20 protein-coding genes and 1 tRNA gene are annotated in these 21,130 nt (G+C 73.9%); 2 read left to right on the top strand and 19 right to left on the bottom strand.

Annotated elements, in window-relative coordinates; all coding sequences use genetic code 11:
• Positions 1-2: 2 nt before the first annotated feature.
• The 17 genes from atpA to argS form a co-directional block, all read right to left on the bottom strand.
• Entirely contained in the window at positions 3-1,634 is a 1,632-nt protein-coding gene (atpA, locus tag ACZ402_RS04820; protein ID WP_375824282.1) for a F0F1 ATP synthase subunit alpha, read from the bottom strand.
• 109 nt (positions 1,635-1,743) lie between these two features.
• Entirely contained in the window at positions 1,744-2,559 is an 816-nt protein-coding gene (locus ACZ402_RS04815; protein WP_375824281.1) for a F0F1 ATP synthase subunit delta, read from the bottom strand.
• Positions 2,559-3,161, bottom strand: coding sequence for a F0F1 ATP synthase subunit B (locus ACZ402_RS04810; RefSeq protein ID WP_375824280.1), 603 nt, complete (start codon positions 3,159-3,161; stop codon positions 2,559-2,561). The genes ACZ402_RS04815 and ACZ402_RS04810 overlap by 1 nt, the downstream gene beginning before the upstream one ends.
• On the bottom strand, positions 3,161-3,391 hold the full coding sequence (locus ACZ402_RS04805; RefSeq protein WP_164437185.1) for an ATP synthase F0 subunit C: 231 nt from the start codon (positions 3,389-3,391) through the stop codon (positions 3,161-3,163). Before ACZ402_RS04805 ends, ACZ402_RS04810 begins: the two co-directional genes overlap by 1 nt.
• Before the next feature lie 108 nt (positions 3,392-3,499).
• Positions 3,500-4,357 (bottom strand): F0F1 ATP synthase subunit A, encoded by an 858-nt coding sequence (atpB, locus tag ACZ402_RS04800; protein WP_375824322.1) that lies wholly within the window; start codon positions 4,355-4,357, stop codon positions 3,500-3,502.
• 164 nt (positions 4,358-4,521) lie between these two features.
• Positions 4,522-5,052 (bottom strand): hypothetical protein, encoded by a 531-nt coding sequence (locus ACZ402_RS04795; RefSeq protein ID WP_375824279.1) that lies wholly within the window; start codon positions 5,050-5,052, stop codon positions 4,522-4,524.
• The gene (locus ACZ402_RS04790; protein WP_375824278.1) at positions 5,049-6,302 is read right to left on the bottom strand and encodes an MraY family glycosyltransferase; all 1,254 of its coding nucleotides are present in this window, start codon (positions 6,300-6,302) and stop codon (positions 5,049-5,051) included. The genes ACZ402_RS04795 and ACZ402_RS04790 overlap by 4 nt, the downstream gene beginning before the upstream one ends.
• Positions 6,299-7,045: an L-threonylcarbamoyladenylate synthase gene (locus ACZ402_RS04785; RefSeq protein ID WP_375824277.1), complete on the bottom strand. Its 747-nt coding sequence runs from the start codon at positions 7,043-7,045 to the stop codon at positions 6,299-6,301. Before ACZ402_RS04785 ends, ACZ402_RS04790 begins: the two co-directional genes overlap by 4 nt.
• Positions 7,042-8,031 carry a peptide chain release factor N(5)-glutamine methyltransferase gene (gene prmC / locus ACZ402_RS04780; protein WP_375824276.1) on the bottom strand — a complete coding sequence of 330 codons (990 nt, stop codon included), beginning with the start codon at positions 8,029-8,031 and terminating at the stop codon, positions 7,042-7,044. Before prmC ends, ACZ402_RS04785 begins: the two co-directional genes overlap by 4 nt.
• A complete protein-coding gene (gene prfA / locus ACZ402_RS04775; protein ID WP_375824275.1) occupies positions 8,024-9,127 on the bottom strand; it encodes a peptide chain release factor 1 in 1,104 nt (367 codons plus the stop codon). Before prfA ends, prmC begins: the two co-directional genes overlap by 8 nt.
• A gap of 163 nt (positions 9,128-9,290) precedes the next feature.
• Positions 9,291-9,509, bottom strand: a complete 219-nt coding sequence (gene rpmE, locus ACZ402_RS04770; protein ID WP_253053345.1) for a 50S ribosomal protein L31 — start codon at positions 9,507-9,509, stop codon at positions 9,291-9,293.
• A gap of 166 nt (positions 9,510-9,675) precedes the next feature.
• Positions 9,676-11,817 carry a transcription termination factor Rho gene (rho, locus tag ACZ402_RS04765; RefSeq protein WP_375824274.1) on the bottom strand — a complete coding sequence of 714 codons (2,142 nt, stop codon included), beginning with the start codon at positions 11,815-11,817 and terminating at the stop codon, positions 9,676-9,678.
• A gap of 262 nt (positions 11,818-12,079) precedes the next feature.
• A complete protein-coding gene (gene thrB, locus ACZ402_RS04760) occupies positions 12,080-13,006 on the bottom strand; it encodes a homoserine kinase (protein ID WP_375824273.1) in 927 nt (308 codons plus the stop codon).
• Complete coding sequence (gene thrC / locus ACZ402_RS04755; RefSeq protein WP_375824321.1) at positions 13,006-14,109, bottom strand: threonine synthase; 1,104 nt, start codon at positions 14,107-14,109, stop codon at positions 13,006-13,008. The genes thrB and thrC overlap by 1 nt, the downstream gene beginning before the upstream one ends.
• An 11-nt stretch (positions 14,110-14,120) precedes the next feature.
• Positions 14,121-15,461, bottom strand: coding sequence for a homoserine dehydrogenase (locus ACZ402_RS04750; protein WP_375824272.1), 1,341 nt, complete (start codon positions 15,459-15,461; stop codon positions 14,121-14,123).
• Between the two features lie 161 nt (positions 15,462-15,622).
• The gene (gene lysA / locus ACZ402_RS04745; RefSeq protein WP_375824270.1) at positions 15,623-17,011 is read right to left on the bottom strand and encodes a diaminopimelate decarboxylase; all 1,389 of its coding nucleotides are present in this window, start codon (positions 17,009-17,011) and stop codon (positions 15,623-15,625) included.
• Positions 17,008-18,693, bottom strand: coding sequence for an arginine--tRNA ligase (gene argS, locus ACZ402_RS04740; RefSeq protein ID WP_375824269.1), 1,686 nt, complete (start codon positions 18,691-18,693; stop codon positions 17,008-17,010). Before argS ends, lysA begins: the two co-directional genes overlap by 4 nt.
• A 151-nt stretch (positions 18,694-18,844) precedes the next feature.
• Here argS and ACZ402_RS04735 point away from each other — a divergent pair.
• Both ACZ402_RS04735 and ACZ402_RS04730 read left to right on the top strand, forming a co-directional pair.
• Positions 18,845-18,917, top strand: a tRNA-Arg gene (locus tag ACZ402_RS04735).
• A 117-nt stretch (positions 18,918-19,034) separates the two neighbouring features.
• Positions 19,035-19,667 carry a CYTH domain-containing protein gene (locus tag ACZ402_RS04730; RefSeq protein WP_375824268.1) on the top strand — a complete coding sequence of 211 codons (633 nt, stop codon included), beginning with the start codon at positions 19,035-19,037 and terminating at the stop codon, positions 19,665-19,667.
• Between the two features lie 30 nt (positions 19,668-19,697).
• Here ACZ402_RS04730 and ACZ402_RS04725 read toward each other — a convergent pair whose 3' ends face one another.
• Positions 19,698-20,261, bottom strand: a complete 564-nt coding sequence (locus tag ACZ402_RS04725; RefSeq protein ID WP_375824267.1) for a hypothetical protein — start codon at positions 20,259-20,261, stop codon at positions 19,698-19,700.
• Positions 20,262-20,311: 50 nt separating this feature from the next.
• Complete coding sequence (locus ACZ402_RS04720; RefSeq protein WP_375824266.1) at positions 20,312-21,121, bottom strand: M15 family metallopeptidase; 810 nt, start codon at positions 21,119-21,121, stop codon at positions 20,312-20,314.
• Positions 21,122-21,130: the final 9 nt, after the last annotated feature.

Genomic DNA, 21,130 nt, shown 5'->3' with positions numbered 1-21,130 from the left:
GCTCAGGCCCTCTTCTGCCGGACGATCTGCTCCTGCTCGATCTCCGTCTCGGCCTCGTCCTCGGTGTCGCCGCCGACGAGCGGCGAGCCGTCACCCTTGAGGAAGCCGGAGCGGAACGCGTCGACCGCCGCGGCGAGCTGCGACTCGGTCTCGTCCTCGAGCTTGCCGGACTCGGCGATCGTCGAGAGGACGTCCGTGTTGCGGCGCAGGTGGTCGAGCAGCTCGGACTCGAAGCGACGCACGTCCTCGACCGGGACGTCGTCGATCTTGCCCTTGGTGCCGGCCCAGATGGACGCGACCTGCTCCTCGACCGGGAACGGCGAGTACTGGCCCTGCTTGAGCAGCTCCATGAGGACCGCACCGCGCTGGAGCTGGCCGCGCGACGCCGCGTCGAGGTCGGACGCGAACATCGCGAAGGCCTCGAGCGCACGGTACTGGGCGAGCTCGAGCTTCAGCGTGCCCGAGACCTTCTTCATCGCCTTGACCTGCGCGTCACCACCGACGCGCGACACCGAGATGCCGACGTCGACCGCGGGGCGCTGGTCCGCGTTGAACAGGTCGGACTGGAGGAAGATCTGGCCGTCCGTGATGGAGATGACGTTCGTCGGGATGTACGCCGAGACGTCGTTCGCCTTCGTCTCGATGACCGGGAGGCCCGTCATCGAGCCCGCACCGAGCTCGTCCGAGAGCTTCGCGCAACGCTCGAGGAGACGAGAGTGCAGGTAGAAGACGTCACCGGGGTACGCCTCGCGGCCCGGCGGGCGGCGCAGCAGCAGCGACACGGCACGGTATGCCTCGGCCTGCTTCGACAGGTCGTCGAAGATGATGAGGACGTGCTTGCCGCCGTACATCCAGTGCTGGCCGATGGCCGAGCCCGTGTAGGGGGCGAGGTACTTGAAGCCCGCGGGGTCGGAGGCCGGCGCCGCGACGATCGTCGTGTACTCCAGCGCACCGGCGTCCTCGAGCGCGCCGCGGACCGACGCGATGGTCGAGCCCTTCTGGCCGATCGCGACGTAGATGCAGCGGACCTGCTTGGTCGGGTCGCCCGACTCCCAGTTCGCCTTCTGGTTGATGATCGTGTCGATCGCGATCGCCGTCTTGCCCGTCTGGCGGTCACCGATGATCAGCTGGCGCTGACCACGGCCGATCGGGATCATCGAGTCGATCGCCTTGAGGCCCGTCTGGAGCGGCTCGTGGACCGACTTGCGCGCCATGACGCCGGGCGCCTGGAGCTCGAGGGCGCGGCGGCCCTCGGTCGCGACCTCGCCGAGGCCGTCGATCGGGTTGCCCAGCGGGTCGACGACGCGACCGAGGTAGCCGTCGCCGACGGGGACCGAGAGGACCTCGCCCGTGCGACGGACCTCCTGCCCCTCCTCGATGCCGGTGAACTCGCCGAGCACGACGACACCGATCTCGCGGACGTCGAGGTTGAGGGCGAGACCCAGGGTCCCGTCCTCGAAGCGCAGCAGCTCGTTGGCCATCGCGCCCGGGAGACCCTCGACCTGGGCGATGCCGTCGGCGGCCAGGGTGACCCGGCCCACCTCCTCGGACACGGCGCCCTCGGGCTCGTAGGACTTCACGAAGCTGTCCAGAGCGGCCCGGATCTCCTCCGGCCGGATCGTCAGCTCAGCCATTGCTCTTCTCCTGTCGTGGCCGCACCTCGTGGTTCGGGTGCGGTCGAACGTTTGTCGGTTGTGCGGCCGGTGGCCGGCAGGACGGTCGTCGGTCGGAAGGGTCGGCTCGTCAGCTCACGAGGCGTCGGCGCGCGTCGGCGAGCCGGGACAGCACGGTGGAGTCGACGACGTCGGCACCCACCTGCACACGGAGGCCGCCGAGCACGGAGTTGTCCACCGTGACGTTGAGCTGCACGGCACGCCCGTAGGCCCGCTCGAGGAGCGCACCGAGCCGGTCGAGCTGCGCCTGCGTGAGGACGGTCGCCGACGTCACCGAGGCGACGAGGCGCTGCCGACGCTCTGCCGCGATCTCCCCGATCCAGCCCAGCGTCGGGACGAACCGGCGACCGCGCAGCGCACGCGTCGCGTGGACCGCGAGCACCTCGGTGACCCGGTCGACCTTGCCGTCGAGCAGCGCGTGGAGGAACGCCGCGCGCCGCTCGGGGTCGGTCGTGTCGTCGGAGAGCACCTGGCGGGCCTCGCGCTGCCCGACGAGCGCGCGCGAGGTCCGGAACAGCTCGTCCTCGACCTTCTCCAGCGCTCCGCGCGCCTCGGCGGACGCGAGGACCGCGTCCAGACCGAGCCGCTCGGTCGCGTCCGCGAGGTCGCCCTCACGGGTCCAGCGCGACCGGACCAGGCCGGACACGAGGTCGACGACCCGCTCGTCGAAGCCCGACGCGAGGACGGCGGTCACGAGGGCCGCCTTGTCCGCGCCGGACCGCGACGGGTCCGCGAGCGAGCGCCGCAGCGGCGCCGACTCGTCGAACGCAGCAGTGACCGCGAAGAGCTGCTCGCCCAGCGCCAGCGCGCCCTCGCCCGCCGAGCGCAGGACCGGCTCGAACCGGTCCCGCGCCTGCGTCAGGGACTCGCCGCTCGTTCCGCGCATCAGCGCTCCTCGGAAGCCGTGCCCGCCGCGCTCGCCGCCGCGGGACCCGCGGCCTCGAGCTCGTCGAGGAAGCGGTCGACGACGCGGCTCTGGCGCGCCGAGTCGGCGAGCGACTCGCCGACGATCTTCGAGGCGAGCTCCGTCGCGAGCAGACCGACGTCGTTGCGCAGCGAGACCGCGGCCTGCTGGCGCTCGGCCTCGATCTGGCGGTGCGCCGTCTCGACGATGCGCGCGGCGTCGTCGGACGCCTTGGTCCGCAGGTCGGCCACGATGGCGCCGCCCTCGGCACGCGCCTCCTCGCGGATCTTCGCGGCCTCGGCCCGAGCCTCCTGGAGCTGCTGGTGGTACTCCGCCAGCGCCGCCGCGGCCTCGGCCTGAGCGGACTCGGCCTTGGCGAGACCGCCCTCGATCTTCGCGGTGCGCTCGTCGAGGACCGCCTGGAACTTGGGCAGGATCGCCTTGTAGAACGCGATCGCGAGGACGACCATGATCACGGTCGACCAGAGCAGGTCGTACCCGGCGGGCAGGAAGAGCTCGATGCCCGCGTGCTCCTCGCCCGTCTCCGCCGCGACGGTGAGCGCGGCGTCAGCCAGCGCCGTCATCACTGGATGATGAAGCCGGCGACGAGACCCAGCAGCGCGAGCACCTCGACGAACGCGACACCGATGAACATCGTCGCGCGGAGCTGCCCGGCGACCTCGGGCTGGCGGGCCATGCCCTCGATGGTCTTGCCGATGAGGATGCCGAGGCCGATGCCCGGGCCGATGGCGGCGAGGCCGTAACCGACGGTGCCGATGTTGCCGGTGACCTCAGCGAGAGTGGTGACGTCCACGATTGCTCGTTCCTTCCGTTGGGCGCCCGACCGGATGACCGGGCGTCGCGTTGGTGCTGCGCTTGATGGTGTGTCTGGTGGAGCGGAGTCGGTGCACGACCCGGGGGGTCAGTGCTCCTCCTCGAGCGACATGTTGATGTACACGGCGGCGAGGAGCGCGAAGATGTAGGCCTGCAGGAAGGCCACGAGCATCTCGAAGAGCGTGATCGCGAAGCCGCCGGCGAGGCTGAGCGCCCCGAACGCCTTCATGGCAGGAGCTGCCTCGAAGATGAAATACTGCGTCGCCGCGAAGCAGAGCACGAGCATGATGTGCCCGGCGATCATGTTGGCCGCGAGTCGGATCGCCAGCGAGGCGGGCCGGATGATGAGGACCTGCAGGAGCTCGATCGGCGTCACGATCAGGTAGATCGGCGCCGGGACCCCCGGGGGGAAGAGGCTGTTCTTGAGGTAGCCGCCGAGGCCGTGCTTCTTGATGCCGACCGCCCAGTAGGCGACGAACACCCACACGGCGAGCACGATCGGCAGGCCGATGCGCGAGGTCCCGGCCAGGTTGAGGCCCGGGATGACGCTCGTGATGTTGAACGCGAGTACGGAGAAGAAGATCGTCGCGATCATCGGGACGAAGCGCTTGGCGTTCTCCTTCCCCATGATCTCCTCGACGATCTGCACGCGCACGAAGTCGATGAGCATCTCGAGGGCGTTCTGGAACCGGCCGGGCACGAGCCGCGCGCGGCGCGCACCGGTGACGAAGATCGCCAGCAGGACGATCGCCGCGACCATGCGGATGATCCAGATCCGGTCGATCTGGAAGATCGTGTCCTCGAAGAGGATGGCCGGAGGGAAGAAGTCGGCGATCGACGGCGCGTGGAAGCCACTCTCGCCCTCGGAAGCAGCGAGGAGCACGGGGGTCGCAAGCGTGGACAGGGTGGACTCCCAATGGTCGTGTGGTCCCAGCAGCCAGCACATTGTTGTGGGCACGCCGTCGGACCTGGCCGTCATGGATTCGCCAGTAGCCTAGCGCATGGATCGGCGTGGTCCTGCCGATCCTGGCCTGCTTGTGACTTTTTGCTCATGCGGGCGGGACCCGCTTCCTGGTACTGGGGCGCGCTCTCCGCGCGCGGCGCACCAGGTCAGCGTCCGGAGGGCTCCACGTAGGGGATCCGACCCCGGCTCACGGCGCGGTAGTCGAGGACGGCGGACCCGATCACGCCGACGAGCAGGACGCCCGCGAACACCCACCGGTCGTAGAAGTCCATGCCCCGCAGGACGACGAGGACGGCGATGAGCACGACCATCTTCGCGAGCCAGCTCCCCATGACCACGGCGGCCGTGGTCGTCGGGCTCGCGTCGACGGTCCGCAGCATCACGTAGACGGTGGTGGCCGAGAAGAACAGGGCGACCCCCACGCCGAGCAGCGCGCCCCAGACGCCCGGGAGCCCCGCCACCAGCGCGCCGACGGCGACACCGAGGACGGTGAGCGCGCCCAGGAGCACGAGCACGTCCCGCAGCGCGGTGCGGAACACGGCGCGCACCGCCCGGCCCTGCGGCCCGAGCGTGGGCTCGGACGGCGTCGCGCCCTCGGCGGCGCCGTCGGCGGACGGGCGGGCGACGTACGACCCCGCGTCGTCCGGGCGGGTCGGCTCGGGCTGGCTCGTGGTCATCTCAGGGCTTCCTTCGGCGGGGTGGGGACGGCGGGCGCGGGCGCGGCGGCCGTCTCGGGCGGGAGGTCGTCGGGAGCGGCCGCGACGGGCACGGGCGCGGTGGCGGTCGCGGCGTCGTCGTCCAGGAACCGGCCGCGCGTGCGCAGCGGCCCGAGGGTGAGCACCGCGGAGATCAGGACGGCCACGGCGAGGCCCACGGCCACGCCGTGCCAGTGCCACTGCACGAGCGCGACGGCGGCGAAGGCGAACACGGCCGTCCAGACGTAGAGGATGAGGACGGCGCGCCGGTGCGAGTGCCCGATCGCGAGCATCCGGTGGTGCAGGTGCATGCGGTCCGGGTGGAACGGCGACTTCCCCCGCGCGACACGGCGCACCACCGCCATGCCCATGTCGAGCAGGGGCAGCAGGATCACCGCGAGCGGCAGCAGGATCGGGATGAAGGCCGGGATCTGCTGCGCGCCGGAGAGCGCGTCGGTCTCGATCTTGCCGGTCACGACGATGGCCGCGGCGGACATGACGAGCCCGAGGACCATCGAGCCCGAGTCCCCCATGAAGATGCGCGCGGGATGGAAGTTGTGCGGCAGGAAGCCGACGCAGATGCCGACGAGCGCGGCGATCACGAGCGTCGCGAGGCTCGAGTAGTCGTCGGCGCTCGCCTTCTGCGTGAGCACGTACGAGTAGACGAAGAACGCCGTGCCGCCGATCGCGACGAGCCCCGCGGCGAGGCCGTCCAGGCCGTCGACGAAGTTGACCGCGTTCATCGCGACGACCACCACGAGGATCGTCGCGGCGAGCTGGAGGCGCGAGGACCAGATGAGCTGCTGGTCGCCGATCCCGAGGGGCAGCCGGTACAGGACGACGCCCTGCGTGGCCATCAGCCCCGCCGCGAGCACCTGCCCCGCGAGCTTCGTCATCCAGTCGAGGTCCCAGATGTCGTCGGCGATCCCGAGCAGGCAGACGATCGCCGCCCCGCCGACGATCCCCCAGATCCGCGGGTCGGCCACGAGCCGTCCGGCGACCTCGCCCACGAACACGCTCTCGAGGAACGGCATCTGCGACGCGAAGACGACCGCCGTCACGAGGCCCAGCAGCATCGCGAGGCCGCCGAGGCGGGGGGTCGGGATCGTGTGGACGTCGCGGTCGCGCACGGCGGTGATCGCGCCGGTGCGCAGCGCGACCCACCGCGCGAAGGGCGTCGTGAGGAACGTCACCACGGCGGCGACGAGCATCACGAGCAGGTAGACCCTCACCCGCCGTTCGCCTCCGGCTCCCGGGCGTCGTCGGAGGTGGGAGCGTCGGTGCCGGCAGCGTCGGTGCCGGGAGCGGCGGCGGCCGGGTCGGCCGGCGGGTCGTCGGGGCCCGCGACGTCCGCGACCTCGCGGAGCCGGTCGAGCGTGACCGCGCCCTGGCGCACGACGCGCAACGTGCCCGACGTCGCGTCGACGATGGTCGACGCCACCCCCCCGGGCGCCGTCCCCCCGTCGAGGTAGACCGCCACCGCGTCGCCGAGCTGCTCGCGCGCGTCGTCGAGGTCGAGGGCCGCGGGACGCCCGGTCGCGTTCGCCGACGACACCGCGAGCGGGCCCGTGCGGCGCAGCAGCGCGAGCGCCGCCGGATGGTCGGGCATGCGCAGCGCGACGGTCCCGTGGGTCTCCCCCAGGTCCCAGGCCAGCGAGGGCTGCGCCTGCAGGATGATCGTGAAGCCGCCGGGCCAGAAGGCCTCGACGAGGCGGCGCGCGTCGTCGGGGACGTCGGTCGCGAGCCCGTCGAGCGTGCGCGCGTCCGGCACGAGCACGGGCGGGGGCATCTGCCGGCCCCGGCCCTTGGCCGCGAGGAGCGCGGCGACGGCCTCGGCGTCGAAGGCGTCGGCGCCGATGCCGTAGACGGTGTCGGTGGGCAGCACGACGAGGCCACCGCGGGAGATCGCGTTGACCGCCTCGTCGATGCCGGCGCCCCAGGTGTTCGGGTCGGTCACGGGGTGGACGGAGCTCACGGGTCCATCCTTCCACGCCCACGGGCGGGCTCCGGGTCACCGGCGTGCCCGGGTCCCGCGCGCCGGGCCACGACCATGCGGTCGCGTCCCGTGAGGTCGGCGACGGTGCGGACGTCGACGAACGCGCCGGTCGCCGCGACCATGTCCCGCGCGGCGGCGGCCTGGACCTCGGCGTGCTCCATGACGTAGAGACCGCCGGGACGCAGGAGCCGCGCGGCCGCGGCCGTGATCCCCCGCGGCACCTCGAGCCCGTCCGGCCCGAGGCCGTAGAGCGCGACGCCCGGGTCGTGGTCGGCCACCTCGGGGTCGCGCGGGACGGCACCGGGGGGCACGTACGGCGGGTTGGACACGACGACGTCGACCGCGCCGTCGAGGCCGCCGTCGACGGCCGGCCCGGCGAGCGCCGTGCGGGCGTCGCCCCGCACCAGGTGCACGACGACGCCGCTCGCCGCGTGCACGGCCGTCACGTTCCGCTCGGCCCAGGCGTGGGCGGCGGCGTCGAGCTCGACCGCGTGCACGTCGGTCCCGGCGACCTCCGTCGCGACGGCGAGCGCGATCGCCCCCGAGCCGGTGCACAGGTCGACGACGGTCGCGCGCCCCGCCCCGGCCACGACCGCGCGGGCCTCGTCGACGGCGACCTGCGCGACCTGCTCGGTCTCGGGCCGCGGGACGAAGACGCCCTTCCCGACGGCGAGCTCGAGGTGGCGGAACGGCGCGGTGCCCACGAGGTGCTGGAGCGGCACGCGCTGCGCGCGCCGGGCGACGAGCCGCGCGAGGTCGGGCGCTACGTCGTCCGGCACGGGCGTGCCGAGGACCGCACGGCGGGCCACCTCGGCGCGGGGCACCGCGAGGGCGTGGGCGAGCAGGAGCTCGGCGTCCGCGCGCGCCGAGGGCACCCCGGCGGCGTCGAGGACCGCCGTCGTCCAGCGCAGCCAGGTCGAGGTGCGGGCGTCCGACGGCGGGGTCGGACCGAACGGCTCAGGCATCGCCGGCGCTCGCGAGACGCGCCGCCTCGTCGGCCTCGACCGCCGAGCGGACCACCGGGTCGAGGTCGCCGTCGAGCACCTGGTCGAGGTTGTACGCCTTGTACCCGGTGCGGTGGTCCGCGATGCGGTTCTCCGGGAAGTTGTAGGTGCGGATGCGCTCGGAACGGTCGACGGTGCGGACCTGAGAGCGGCGCAGGTCGGCGGCCTCGGCGGCCGCGGCCTCCTGCTGCGCGGCGAGCAGGCGCGCGCGCAGCACGCGCATCGCCTGCTCGCGGTTCTGGAGCTGGGACTTCTCGTTCTGCATCGACACGACGATGCCGGTCGGCAGGTGCGTGATGCGCACGGCGGAGTCGGTAGTGTTGACGGACTGCCCGCCCGGGCCGGACGAACGGTAGACGTCGATGCGCAGGTCGTTCGGGTCGATCTCGACCTCGCCCGCATCCTCGACCTCGGGAAAGACGAGCACCCCGGCCGCCGACGTGTGGATCCGGCCCTGCGACTCGGTCACCGGGACGCGCTGGACCCGGTGCACGCCGCCCTCGTACTTGAGGTTCGCCCAGACGCCGTCCGCGGGGTCGGACGGCGTGCTGCGCGCCTTGACCGCGACCTGGACGTCCTTGAAGCCGCCCAGGTCGGAGTCGGTCGACTCGAGGACCTCCGTCTTCCAGCCCCGGCGCTCCGCGTACCGCAGGTACATGCGCAGCAGGTCCCCGGCGAACAGCGCCGACTCCTCGCCGCCCTCGCCGGCCTTGATCTCGAGGATGACGTCGCGGCCGTCGTCCGGGTCGCGCGGGACGAGCACGCGGCGCAGGCGCTCGCGCGCCTCCTCCTCGGCGGCGCGCAGGCCCGGGAGCTCCGCGGCGAACGCCTCCCCGTCCTCGCCGCCGAGGGCCGCGAGCTCCGCGGCGGCCTCGGCGTCGTCGCTCGCCTCGCGCCACGCGCGGTACGCGCCCACGACCTGGTTCAGCTCGGCGTAGCGCCGCCCGAGCGTGCGCGCGCGGCCCGCGTCGGCGTGGACGGCGGGGTCGGCGAGCTGGGTCTCGATGTCGGCGTGCTCGGCCAGCAGCGGCTCGACGGCGGCGAACGACTCGGTCACGGACGGCTCCTCGGTGACGGGCGGGTCGCGGTCGTCGGCACGAGGTCACGACCGCGCGAGGATCGGGAGGATCGCTCGGGCAAAGCAACAGCGCCGGTGGTCCGACCTCGCCGACTGCCCCTGGAGAGGTTGTCGGGATCGGACCACCGGCGCTGCGGTGTCGCTACTTGTCGGCGGCCTTCTTGCCGTAGCGGGCCTCGAAGCGGGCCACACGGCCACCGGTGTCGAGGATCTTCTGCTTGCCCGTGTAGAACGGGTGGCAGGCGCTGCACACGTCGGAGCTGATCTTGCCCGACGCCTCGGTGCTGCGCGTCACGAAGGTGTTGCCACAGGTGCAGGTCACCTCGGTGACGACGTACTCGGGGTGGATACCAGACTTCACGGTTTTCTCCTTGGGGTGACGTCTCCGGGTCAGGTGCGGCGACCGCACCTGTGAACCGGCGACAGGCGGCCTGACGGACGCAGGCCGACGAACCATTGTGCCAGAACGCGCGGGCGCCCCGAGAACTTCCCGGGGCCGCCCGCCGTCGGCTCCTGCCGGACGAGCGTCAGATCGTGCGGCCGACGTTGTCGTCGTCCGCGAGACCACCCGGGGTCGTCTTCTGGACGTGGAGCAGGAACTCGACGTTCGTCTGGGTCTTCTTGAGCTGGCCGAGCAGCAGCTCGATCGCCTGCTGCTGGTCGAGCGCACCCATCACGCGGCGGAGCTTGTAGACGATCTTCAGCTCGTCCGGCGACAGGAGGATCTCCTCGCGGCGCGTGCCGGACGCGTTGACGTCCACGGCCGGGAAGATGCGCTTGTCGGCGAGGTTGCGGGACAGGCGGAGCTCCATGTTCCCCGTGCCCTTGAACTCCTCGAAGATGACCTCGTCCATCTTGGAGCCCGTCTCCACGAGCGCCGAGGCGAGGATCGTCAGCGAGCCGCCGTTCTCGATGTTGCGGGCCGCGCCGAAGAACCGCTTGGGCGGGTAGAGCGCGGACGCGTCCACACCACCGGAGAGGATGCGGCCCGACGCGGGCGCCGCGAGGTTGTAGGCGCGCGAGAGGCGGGTCAGCGAGTCGAGGAGCACCACGACGTCCTGGCCGAGCTCGACCAGGCGCTTCGCCCGCTCGATCGCGAGCTCCGCGACGATCGTGTGGTCGGACGCGGGACGGTCGAACGTCGAGGCGATGACCTCGCCCTTCACCGTCCGCTCCATGTCCGTGACCTCTTCGGGCCGCTCGTCCACGAGCACCACCATGAGGTGGACCTCGGGGTTGTTGGCCGTGATCGCGTTCGCGATCTGCTGCATGATGATCGTCTTGCCGGCCTTGGGCGGCGCGACGATGAGGCCGCGCTGGCCCTTGCCGATCGGCGCGACGATGTCGATGACGCGCGGCGTCAGGCGCGTGGCCTCGGAGTTCTCGAGGCGCAGGCGCTCCTGCGGGTACAGCGGCGTGAGCTTGGTGAACTCGGGACGCTGGCGCGCCTCCTCGGGCGACATGCCGTTGACCGTGTCCAGGCGGACCAGCGCGTTGAACTTCTGGCGTGCCGTGCTGCCCTGGTTCTCGCCCTCGCGCGGCTGGCGCACCGCGCCGGTGACGGCGTCACCGCGGCGCAGCCCGGCCTTCTTCACCTGGCCGAGCGAGACGTACACGTCGTTCTGGCCCGGCAGGTACCCGCTCGTGCGCACGAACGCGTAGTTGTCGAGGATGTCGAGGATGCCGGCGACGGGAAGCAGGACGTCGTCCTCGTTGACCTCGATGTCGTCGAGGCCCGCGAGGTCCGGTCCCTGGCGGTTGCGGCCACGCTTGCGGTCGCGCTCGCGGCCGCGGTCGCGGCCCCGGCGGCGACGGCCGCCGCGCTCGTCGTCCAGGAGCTGGCGGTCGTCCCGCCGGTCGCCCTGACGCTCGCCGCGACCCTGCTGGCCACCGCTCTGCTGCTCGCGCTGCGGGGTGCTGCCCTGCTGGTCGCGCTGGCGGTCGCCGCCCTGCTGGTCGCGCTGACGGTCGGCGCGCGTCGCGTCGCCGTCGCCCTCGCCGGTCCGGGGGGCGCCGGCACCGCGGCCCGCGCGGCGCGAGCCCCGCTCGCCCGTGACGAGGCCGACCGCCGCGGCGGCGCGTGCGGCGCGCTCGTCGGCGGACTCGTTCGAGGCGTCGCGCGTGCGCACGCCCTGCTCGCCGAGCGCCTCGGCGACCGCGGCGGCGGCCTCCGAGCGGGAGTCGCGACGGCCGTCGCGACGCTCGCCACGCTGTTCCGAGCGCTGCTCGTCGGCGCGCACGGGCAGGTCGAGCACGGGAGCGGCGGTCCGCTCCTCGCGGCTCGCGGCCGACGGCGCGTCCTGGCGCGCCGGCGCGGCGCTGTCGGTGGTGGCCGCGGGGCTCGCGGCGGGACGCTCGGCACGACGGCTGCGGCCGCGCCCCGAGGCGGCGGGCGCCTCGCTCGTCTCACGGCCCGAGGCGTTCGCCCCGTCCGTGTCGCGCCGCGGCGCGGCGGGGCGCTCGGAGGCGCTCTGCTCGCCGGTGCGGGCGCGGATGACGTCCACAAGATCGCCCTTGCGCATCTTGGACGTGCCCTTGACCCCGAGCTGCGAGGCGAGCGCCTGCAGCTCCGGGAGGCGCAGCGTGGAGAGCGCGCCGGTCCGGGCGGTCCCGCCGGCAGCGGCCGAACCGGTCGCGCTGCTCGTGGCGGTGTCGATGGTGTCTGTCACGAAGGACCCTTCCCCCTCGTTTGCGCCCGCCGCTCAGAGGGCGGGCCGCGGGTGGTCGACGCCCGGCCGTGACGGCCGGTGCGTAGGTGTCGCCACGCGTCAGTGGTACGACGACGTCATCTGACGCGGGGCTGGATTGCCTTCTCTCGGACTGCTCGGTCGCAGCACACCCGGTGGATGAGAGCGCGCTCTGCGAGCGGACGTGCTGGTGCGAGAGCGTGACCGAAGGCTGGGAATCATCCTAGCACCGGCAGGACCGAGGTCAGAGCCGTTCGGCCACGACGCCCCGCGTGTCGACGTCGAGGCGGTGCACCGCCCAGTCGGCGGCCCCCCCGACGAGGGAGTCCGCGACGCGCGCGACCTCCTCCAGGCCGTCCGCCGCCGAGAGCACGAGCACGGTCGGGCCGGCTCCCGAGACGGTCGCGGCGAGGCCGTGGGCCCGCAGCGCCTGGACGAGCTCGAACGACGACGGCATGACGTCGGCCCGGTACGCCTGGTGCAGGCGGTCGTCCGTCGCGTCGAGCAGCAGGTCGGGCCGCCGGGTGAGCGCCTCGACGAGGAGGGCGGCGCGCCCGGCGTTGAAGGCGGCGTCGGCGTGCGGCACGTGGGCCGGGAGCACGCCCCGCGCCCGGCTGGTCGCGAGCCGGGCCGAGGGCACGAGCACGGTCGCCCGCACGTCGGCGTGCACGTCGAGCCGCACCGCGCGGGCGCCCGCCCCGGAGCCCGCGTCCCACGCGACGGTGGCGCCCCCCAGGAGCGCGGGCGCCGCGTTGTCCGGGTGCCCCTCGATGGCGGTCGCGAGGCCGAGAGCCACATCGTCGTCGAGGACCGACGGGTCGGCGACGAGCGCCCGCGCCGCCACGATGCCCGCGACGACGGCGGCCGCCGACGAGCCGAGGCCGCGCCCGTGCGGGACGCGGTTCACGCAGGTCAGGTGCAGGCCGGTCTGCGGCGCGCCCGCGACGTCGAGCGCGGCCCGCAGGGCGCGCACCACGAGGTGGGACGCGTCGCCGGGCACCTCTCCCGCGCCCTCTCCCTCGACGTCGACGACCACGTCGTCGCTCGCGAGCGCGCGCACCTCGAGCACGTCGTGGAGGGCGAGCGCCAGGCCCAGCGCGTCGAATCCGGGGCCGAGGTTGGCGCTCGTCGCCGGGACGCGCACCCGCACGTGGTCCGCGCCGAGCTGCATCAGTCGAGCCCGAGGGCGTCGGCGATGGACACGACGTCGGCGCTCACGCGCGTCGGGGTGACCTCGCTCCCGTCGAGCGTGCGCAGCGCCCACTGCGGGTCCTTGAGCCCGTGGCCCGTGACCGTGACGACGATGCGCGCGCCCGCGGGGACGAGCCCGCGCTCGGCGCGCGCGAGGATCCCGGCGACGCCGGCGGCCGACGCGGGCTCGACGAACACGCCGACCTCGCTCGACAGGACCCGGTGGGCGGCGAGGATCTGCTCGTCCGTGACCGCCTCGATGACGCCGCTCGACTCGTCGCGCGCCGCCTCGGCGAGCTCCCACGAGGCGGGGTTGCCGATGCGGATCGCGGTCGCGATCGTCTCCGGCTCGGTGATCGGGTGGCCCGCGACGATCGGCGCGGCGCCCGCCGCCTGGAAGCCCCACATCTGCGGGACGTGCGTGGACACGGCCGGCAGACCCTCGCCCGCGTGGCCGGGGGCGCCCTGGCCTGCATACTCCCGGAAGCCCTTCCAGTACGCGGTGATGTTCCCCGCGTTGCCGACGGGCAGTGCGTGGATGTCGGGCGCGTCGCCCAGCGCGTCGACGATCTCGAACGCGCCGGTCTTCTGACCCTCGATCCGGTCGGGGTTCACCGAGTTGACGAGCTCGACCGGGTAGGCGTCGGCGAGCTTGCGCGCGGCGACGAGGCAGTCGTCGAAGTTGCCGTCGACCTGGAGCAGGCGCGCGCCGTGCGCGATCGCCTGGCTGAGCTTGCCCATCGCGATCTTGCCGTCCGGGACGAGCACGGCGCACGTCATCCCGGCACGCACCGCGTACGCGGCGGCCGACGCCGACGTGTTTCCCGTGGACGCGCACACGACCGCCTGCGCACCGCGGCCCGCGGCCGCAGAGATCGCCGTCGTCATGCCGCGGTCCTTGAACGACCCCGTGGGGTTCATGCCCTCGACCTTGACGAAGACCTGGGCACCGGTGCGCTCCGAGAGCGCCGGGGACTCGACGAGCGGCGTGCCGCCCTCGCCGAGCGTGACGATCCGCTCGGCGACGTGCGCGGGCAGACGCTCACGATACTCGGCGATGATTCCCTGCCACTGGTGTACCACCTGGTGGGCCATCAGGCTCCCTCGACTCTCAGGACGGACGTGATCGTGCGGACGGGCTCGAGCTCGGCGACCGCGGCGACGGTCGCGGACAGCGCCGACTCCGGCGCCGCGTGCGTGGTGATGAGGAGCTCCGCGACCCCGGGCTCCGCGACGTCCGCCCCGCCCGGCGCCGCGGGCTGGCGGACGGCCTCGATGGAGACGCCGTGCTCGGCGAGCGCGTGCGCGACCTGCGCGAGCACGCCCGGGCGGTCGTCGACGTCGAGACGCACCTGGTAGCGGGTCACGGCCGCGCTCGCCGGGAGGATCGCGAGCTCGGCGTAGGTGGACTCCTGCGGGCCCTTGCCCCCGAGCACGCGGTGGCGCGCGGCCGAGACGACGTCGCCCAGGACGGCGGACGCCGTCGGCGCCCCGCCGGCACCGCGGCCGTAGAACATCAGCTCGCCCGCGGACTCCGCCTCGACGAACACCGCGTTGAACGACCCGCGGACGTTCGCGAGGGGGTGCGACGTGGGCACGAGCGCCGGGTGCACGCGCACCGAGACGCCGGCCGGCGCGCCCGCCGCGGTGCCCTCGCGCCGCTCCGCGATGGCGAGGAGCTTGATGACGTGGCCGGTCTGCGCCGCCCACGCGACGTCGTCGGCGGTGACGGACATGATGCCCTCGCGCGCGACGTCGTCCAGCGAGACGCGGGTGTGGAACGCGAGGCTCGCGAGGATCGCGGCCTTGGCCGCGGCGTCGTAGCCCTCGACGTCGGCCGTCGGGTCGGCCTCCGCGTAGCCGAGGTCCTGCGCCTCCTTGACGGCCTCCTCGAGGTCCCTGCCCGTGGTGGCCATCTGGTCGAGGACGTAGTTGGTCGTCCCGTTGACGATGCCGAGCACGCGGCGCACGCGGTCGCCCGCGAGCGACTCGCGCACCGGGCGCACGATGGGGATCGCGCCCGCGACGGCGGCCTCGAAGTAGATGTCGACCCCGGCCGCGTCCGCGGCCTTGTAGAGCGTCGGCCCGTCCTCGGCGAGCAGGGCCTTGTTCGCCGTGACGACGGCGGCGCCCGCGTCGATCGCGCGCAGCAGCAGCGACCGCGCGGGCTCGGTGCCGCCCATGACCTCCACGACGATGTCCGCGCGCGCGACGAGGCCCTCCGCGTCCTCGGTCAGGAGCGAGCGGTCGACCGACGCGGCGCGCGGCGCGGCCGCGTCCCGCACCGCGATCCCGACGAGCTCGAGGCGCGCGCCCACGCGCGAGGCGAGGTCGTCGGACTGCTCCGTCAGCAGCCGCGCGACCTGGGTGCCGACGACGCCGCAGCCCAGCAGGGCGACGCGCAGGGGCGGGTGGGACTCGGCGGCAGGGGGCACGACGGACCTTCCTCGGGTGGTCAGGACGGGTGCGGCGCCGTGCACGCGGACCGGGTCGTGCCCGGGTGGCTCGGGAGCCGCAGGCACAGGATACGGCGCCCCGTGCGACCACCCCGGGCGTGCCCACGGGTCGGATGCCGGCACGGGGCCGGCGTCCGCCGTCAGCCCTCGTCGAGCGCGAGCAGGTCGTCGACCGTCTCGCGGCGCACGAGCACCCGGCTCGCGCCGTCGCGCACCGCGACCACGGGCGGTCGGGCGAGCAGGTTGTAGTTCGACGCCATCGAGCGGCCGTAGGCACCGGTCGCCGGGACCGCCAGGAGGTCCCCCGCGCGCACGTCGCCGGGGAGCCGCACCTCGTGGACGACGATGTCGCCGCTCTCGCAGTGCTTGCCGACCACGCGTGCGAGCACCGGCTCCGCGTCCGACGCCCGGCCGACGACCTCCGCGTGGTACTGCGCCTCGTAGAGCGCCGGGCGGATGTTGTCGCTCATGCCGCCGTCGACCGACACGTACGTGCGCACCCGGCCGTCGTCGAGCGTCACGGGCTTGACCGTGCCCACGGTGTACAGCGTGAGGCCGGCCGGCCCGACGATCGCGCGACCGGGCTCGATCGAGAACCGCGGCAGCGGCGTACCGAGCTCCGCGGCCGCCGCGTCGACGGCGGCCGCGACGTCCTTCGCCACGCGCTCGGGGTCGAGCGCGACCTCGCCGGGGAGGTAGGCGATGCCGTAGCCCCCGCCGATGTCGACCTCGTCGACGAGCACGCCCGTGCGTGCGGCGAGCTCGGCGCGCAGCTCCAGCACCGCGCGCGCCGCGACCTCGAACCCCGACGGGTCGAGGATCTGCGACCCGATGTGCGAGTGGATCCCCAGCAGGTGCAGCTCGGGGCGCGCGACGACGTCGAGCAGCGCGGTCATGGCCGGGGAGTCGCCGGTCCGGGTGCCGTCCGCCGCGCGCGGCGCGGCGATCGACAGGCCGAACTTTTGGTCCTCGTGCGCCGTCGAGATGTACTCGTGCCCACCAGCGTGGACCCCCGTCGTCACGCGCACCATGACGGGCGCGACGACGCCGCGCTCCCCCGCGAGGCGCGCGACGCGCTCGACCTCGACGAGCGAGTCGACGATGATCCGGCCCACGCCCTCGTCGAGCGCGCGCCCGATCTCGGCGTCGGACTTGTTGTTGCCGTGCAGCCCGATCTCCTGGCCGGGGACGCCCGCGCGCAGCGCGACGGCGAGCTCTCCCCCGCTCGCGGTGTCGACGCGCAGTCCCTCCTCGCGCGCCCAGCGCGCGACGGCGACCGTGAGCAGCGCCTTGCCCGCGTAGTACACGTCGACGTCCGACCCGACGGCGCGGAACGCCGCCTCGAACGCCGTGCGGTACGCGCGGGCCCGGGCACGGAAGTCCGCCTCGTCGAGCACGTAGGCAGGCGTGCCGTGCTCGGCCGCGAGGTCGTGGACGTCGACGCCCGCGACCTCGACGACCCCGTCCTCCCGACGGCGCACGCCCCGCGACCACGGCTCGCCGGGGTACCCCGGCAGGCCCGTGCTCACATGCGCTCCGGCGCGGAGACGCCGAGCAGGCCGAGGCCGTTGGCGAGCACCTGGCGCACCGCGTCGTTGAGCCACAGGCGCGTGCGGTGCGTGTCCGTGACCTCCTCGTCGGGGTAGGGCAGGACGCGCTGCGACTTCTGCTGGTACCACGTGTGGTAGTCGCCCGCGAGCGCCTCGAGGTAGCGCGCGACCCGGTGCGGCTCGCGCAGCTCCGCGGCCTGGGCCACGATGCGCGGAAACTCGGTGAGGCGCCCGACGAGCGCGGCCTCGCTCGGGTGGTCGAGCAGCGCGGGCTCGAAGCCGTCGGCGCGCGCGACGCCGCGGTCGGCCGCGTTGCGGTCCACCGCCGCGGTGCGCGAGTGCGCGTACTGCACGTAGTAGACGGGGTTCTCGTTCGTCGCCCGCGCGAGCAGGTCGAGGTCGAGGTCGATGTTCTGGTCCGCGGACGAGCGCGCGAGCGAGTAGCGCGCGGCGTCGACCCCGACGGCGTCCACGAGGTCTTCCAGGGTCACGACGGTCCCGGCGCGCTTGGACATGCGCACAGGCACGCCGTCCTTGACGAGGTTGACCATCTGCCCGATGAGGAGCTGCAGGTTCTTCCCCGGGGTGTCGCCGAACGCGGCGCAGACCGCCATCATGCGGCCCACGTACCCGTGGTGGTCCGCGCCGAGCATGATGATGACCTCGTCGAAGCCGCGCTCGCGCTTGTCGAGGTAGTACGCGATGTCGCCCGCGATGTACGCGGCGTCGCCGTCCGACTTGATGACGACGCGGTCCTTGTCGTCGCCGAAGTCGGTCGTGCGCAGCCACGTCGCGCCGTCCTGCTCGAACATGTGGCCCGACTCGCGCAGGCGCTCGACGGCCCGCTCCACGGCGCCCGACTCGTGCAGCGAGTCCTCGTGGAAGTACACGTCGAAGTCGACGCCGAAGTCGTGCAGCGACGCCTTGATCTCGCCGAACATGCGCTCGACGCCGCGCGACCGGAAGACCTCCTGCGCCTCGGCGTCCGGGAGCGTGCGCGGGTCGGGGGCGCCGGCGGCGAGCGCGTCGGCGATCACCGCGTCCGCGATCTCGGTGATGTACTCGCCGCCGTACCCGTCCTCGGGCGCCTCCAGACCGCGGGCGCGGGCGAGCAGCGAGCGGGCGAACCGGTCGATCTGCGCGCCGTGGTCGTTGAAGTAGTACTCGCGCGTCACGTCCGCGCCGCTCGCCTCGAGCACGCGCGCGAGCGAGTCGCCGACGGCGGCCCAGCGGACGCCGCCGATGTGGATCGGGCCGGTCGGGTTGGCGGAGACGAACTCGAGGTTGACCTTCGTGCCCGCCCTCGAGTCGTTGCGCCCGTAGGCCGGGCCCGCGTCGACGATCGTGCGCGCGAGCTCGCCCGCCGCGGCAGCGTCGAGCGTGATGTTGAGGAAGCCCGGGCCGGCGACGTCCACGGCCTTGACGCCCGGCGTCGCGGCGAGCCGCGTCGCGAGGTCCTCGGCGAGGGCGCGCGGCGTCGTGCCCGCCTTCTTGGCGAGCTGCAGCGCGACGTTCGTGGCCCAGTCGCCGTGCTCGCGCTGGCGGGGTCGCTCCACGTGGACGCGCTCGGGGACCGCGGTCGGGTCCAGGGCGAGGGTGCCGTCGGCGACGGCGGCGGCCAGGGCAGCGCTCAGCGCTTCGGAGAGCTCGTCGGGGGTCACCGGGCGATTCTACCGAGGCGCGAGCACCCTCCGTCGCGGCATTTCGCGCGAGGGCCGCGGGGCGTCCGGACCGCCTGGCCGCCGTCGGGCCCACGCACCCCGGACGTGCTGGTAGTCTCGTGCATCGCGTCGGCGGACACCGTCGGTGCTCGCCCTCGTAGCTCAGTGGATAGAGCGTCTGCCTCCGGAGCAGAAGGTCGTAGGTTCGAATCCTATCGAGGGCACCCGCTCCGCTCCGACGAGCCCGGCCCGCCTCCGGCGGCCGGGCTCGCGTCGTCTCCGCCGCCGTCGACCCAGCCTGCTTCCCGCGCCGCGTCGCGTGCGCCCGCTACGGTGGGGCCATGACCGACGGCGGCTACGGGGACTTCGAGTTCGAGCGCCGGTTCCTCGTGCGCGAGCTGCCCGAGGACCTGCGCGACGCACCGGCGCTCATCGTGCAGAGCTACTACCTGGCGGACGAGGGCTACGCCCTGCGGCTGCGGGCCAAGGTCCCGACCGTGGACGCGACGATGGACGCGGAGACGGACCCGGTACGCCTGCTCGACCGGTTCGCCCCTGCCGTCGACCTGTGCACCCTCACCGTCAAGGGGCCCATGGCGGGCGGCACGCGGTACGAGGCGGAGCGCGAGGTCGACGTCGCGGTGGGCGTGCAGATGATCCGGCGCGGCGGGGCGCGCGTCGTCAAGACGCGGTACTCGGTCTGGGTCGGCGCGGACGGCTGGGTGGTCGACGTGTTCGGCGGCGCGAACCACCCGCTCGTCGTCGCGGAGTGCGAGCGCACCGGCCCCGTCACGGACCTGCAGATCCCCGCCTTCTGCGTCACGGAGCTCACCGACGACCCCCGCTTCTCCAACGACGCCCTGGCGAACCGGCCCTACGGCTCGTGGCGCGAGGAGTTCGAGGCCGAGCTCGCGGCGTCGGGCCCGCGGTTCCTCCCGGACTTCGGCCGCAACGAGCGGCTCTCCGGCCCGTAGCGACCGCGCGCTGCCCGCCCGGCCACCCGGTCAGCGCAGTGCGTCGGCCGCCGCACAGACGGCGGCGACGTCGAACCGGACCGTCCGACGGTCGACCGGCACCCACCCGGGCTCGTGCCCGAACAGCACGGCCCACGGGAGCGCGCCGGACGAGACGTGCTCGCGCGCGTGGTCGTGCGCGCGAGCGTCCGCGACTTCCCGCTCGACGGCGTCCTCCAGCGCCACGAGCTCCGACCGCACGGCCTCACCCTCCTCCGTGAGACGGCGCGCGCGCCCGGGCTCGAGGTAGCCGTCGCGGCGCGCGGCCCGCACGACGTCGCGCGAGGCCGAGCGCACCCGGGCGCGGAGGCCGTCGTCAGCGGGGTCGAGCACGACCCGCGCCCCCGGCCCGGCACCGTCACCGAACACCGCGGCGACGGCGACGCGCTCGCGCTCGGAGCCGGGGACAGGGTCGAGGAGGGTGAGAGCCGGGGCCGACCCGGGCGCCGCCGGCTCCACCCGGACGAGGCCGGAGAGCGCGAGGCTCAGCACCTGCGCGGCGAGCGCGTGCTCGGGACGGCGCAGGACGACCGCGGCGAGGAGCAGGTCGGCCACGGTTCCGACGATACGGCGGAGAGGGCCGAGGCGGAGGGCGCCGGGCCGTGTCAGGAGTTCTGGATCTCCTCGACGCCCTGGACGAACTCGAAGTGCCACGGCTCGTAGGCGCCGCTGCCGCCACGCTTGGCCCAGGCCGGGTTGGCCCAGCCGTAGGTGGCACCGTTCTGGTTGATCCACGCGTAGACCTCGCGCGAGCCGGTCTCGACCGAGCACAGGTCGATCGCGAGCCCCCACCCGTGCATGGACCAGCCGGGCGGCGCGGCGAACGCGCCACGGGAGGACTTGAGCGACACCTGCGTCGAGAGCGTGCGGTACGACGAGACGAGGCACAGGTCGCGACCGAACGTCGCCCGGAAGGCCTCGTTCATGGCCGACAGCGAGACCGCGGCGTCGGGCCGCAGGTGCTCGCCGGCCTGCCAGAGCTCGCACAGCGCGTGCTCGTCGAGGTTGCCGTTGGTGCCGGCGGGGCGGACGGTCGGGTCGCAGCCGGGGAGCGGGTCACGTGCGGCGGACCGGGAGGCTGCCTCGCGCCGCACCTCGACGCGCGGTGCGGCGGCGACGCTCTGGGAGACCGCGGGCGCCGTCGACGCGGCGGTCGCGAGGTCGAGCGCGCTGGGGCCGAGCGGGCGCGTGTCGGGCTCGAAGGGGGATCCCGTGCCGAGCCCGTCGTCCGCGCCGGCGGAGAGGGGCATCGCGATCGTCGCGGCGGCGAGCGTCCCGAGGACGGCGATGCGCGGCATCCAGCGGTGCTGGCTGGAGACCTGCGCCTGGGGACGACGACGGCGTGAGCCCTGCTCCGCCTCGCGCCGTGCCCGTCGGGACTCGAGGGCGGGTGCGTCGGTCTGCTGCGACTCCACCCGCCACCT

The organism is Cellulosimicrobium sp. NPDC030954, assembly GCF_055571305.1.
The sequence above is the reverse complement of the archived record's forward strand: the minus strand, read 5'-3'. Positions and strand labels throughout refer to the sequence as shown.

Coding starts and splice junctions, on each gene's coding strand:
- ACZ402_RS04795 (WP_375824279.1), bottom strand. CDS start 5,052: ATGACCACGAGCCAGCCCGAGCCGACCCGCCCGGACGACGCGGGGTCG.
- prmC (WP_375824276.1), bottom strand. CDS start 8,031: ATGCCTGAGCCGTTCGGTCCGACCCCGCCGTCGGACGCCCGCACCTCG.
- ACZ402_RS04810 (WP_375824280.1), bottom strand. CDS start 3,161: ATGACGGCGCTGGCTGACGCCGCGCTCACCGTCGCGGCGGAGACGGGC.
- ACZ402_RS04815 (WP_375824281.1), bottom strand. CDS start 2,559: ATGCGCGGAACGAGCGGCGAGTCCCTGACGCAGGCGCGGGACCGGTTC.
- ACZ402_RS04730 (WP_375824268.1), top strand. CDS start 19,035: ATGACCGACGGCGGCTACGGGGACTTCGAGTTCGAGCGCCGGTTCCTC.
- thrB (WP_375824273.1), bottom strand. CDS start 13,006: ATGCAGCTCGGCGCGGACCACGTGCGGGTGCGCGTCCCGGCGACGAGC.
- atpA (WP_375824282.1), bottom strand. CDS start 1,634: ATGGCTGAGCTGACGATCCGGCCGGAGGAGATCCGGGCCGCTCTGGAC.
- atpB (WP_375824322.1), bottom strand. CDS start 4,357: ATGTGCTGGCTGCTGGGACCACACGACCATTGGGAGTCCACCCTGTCC.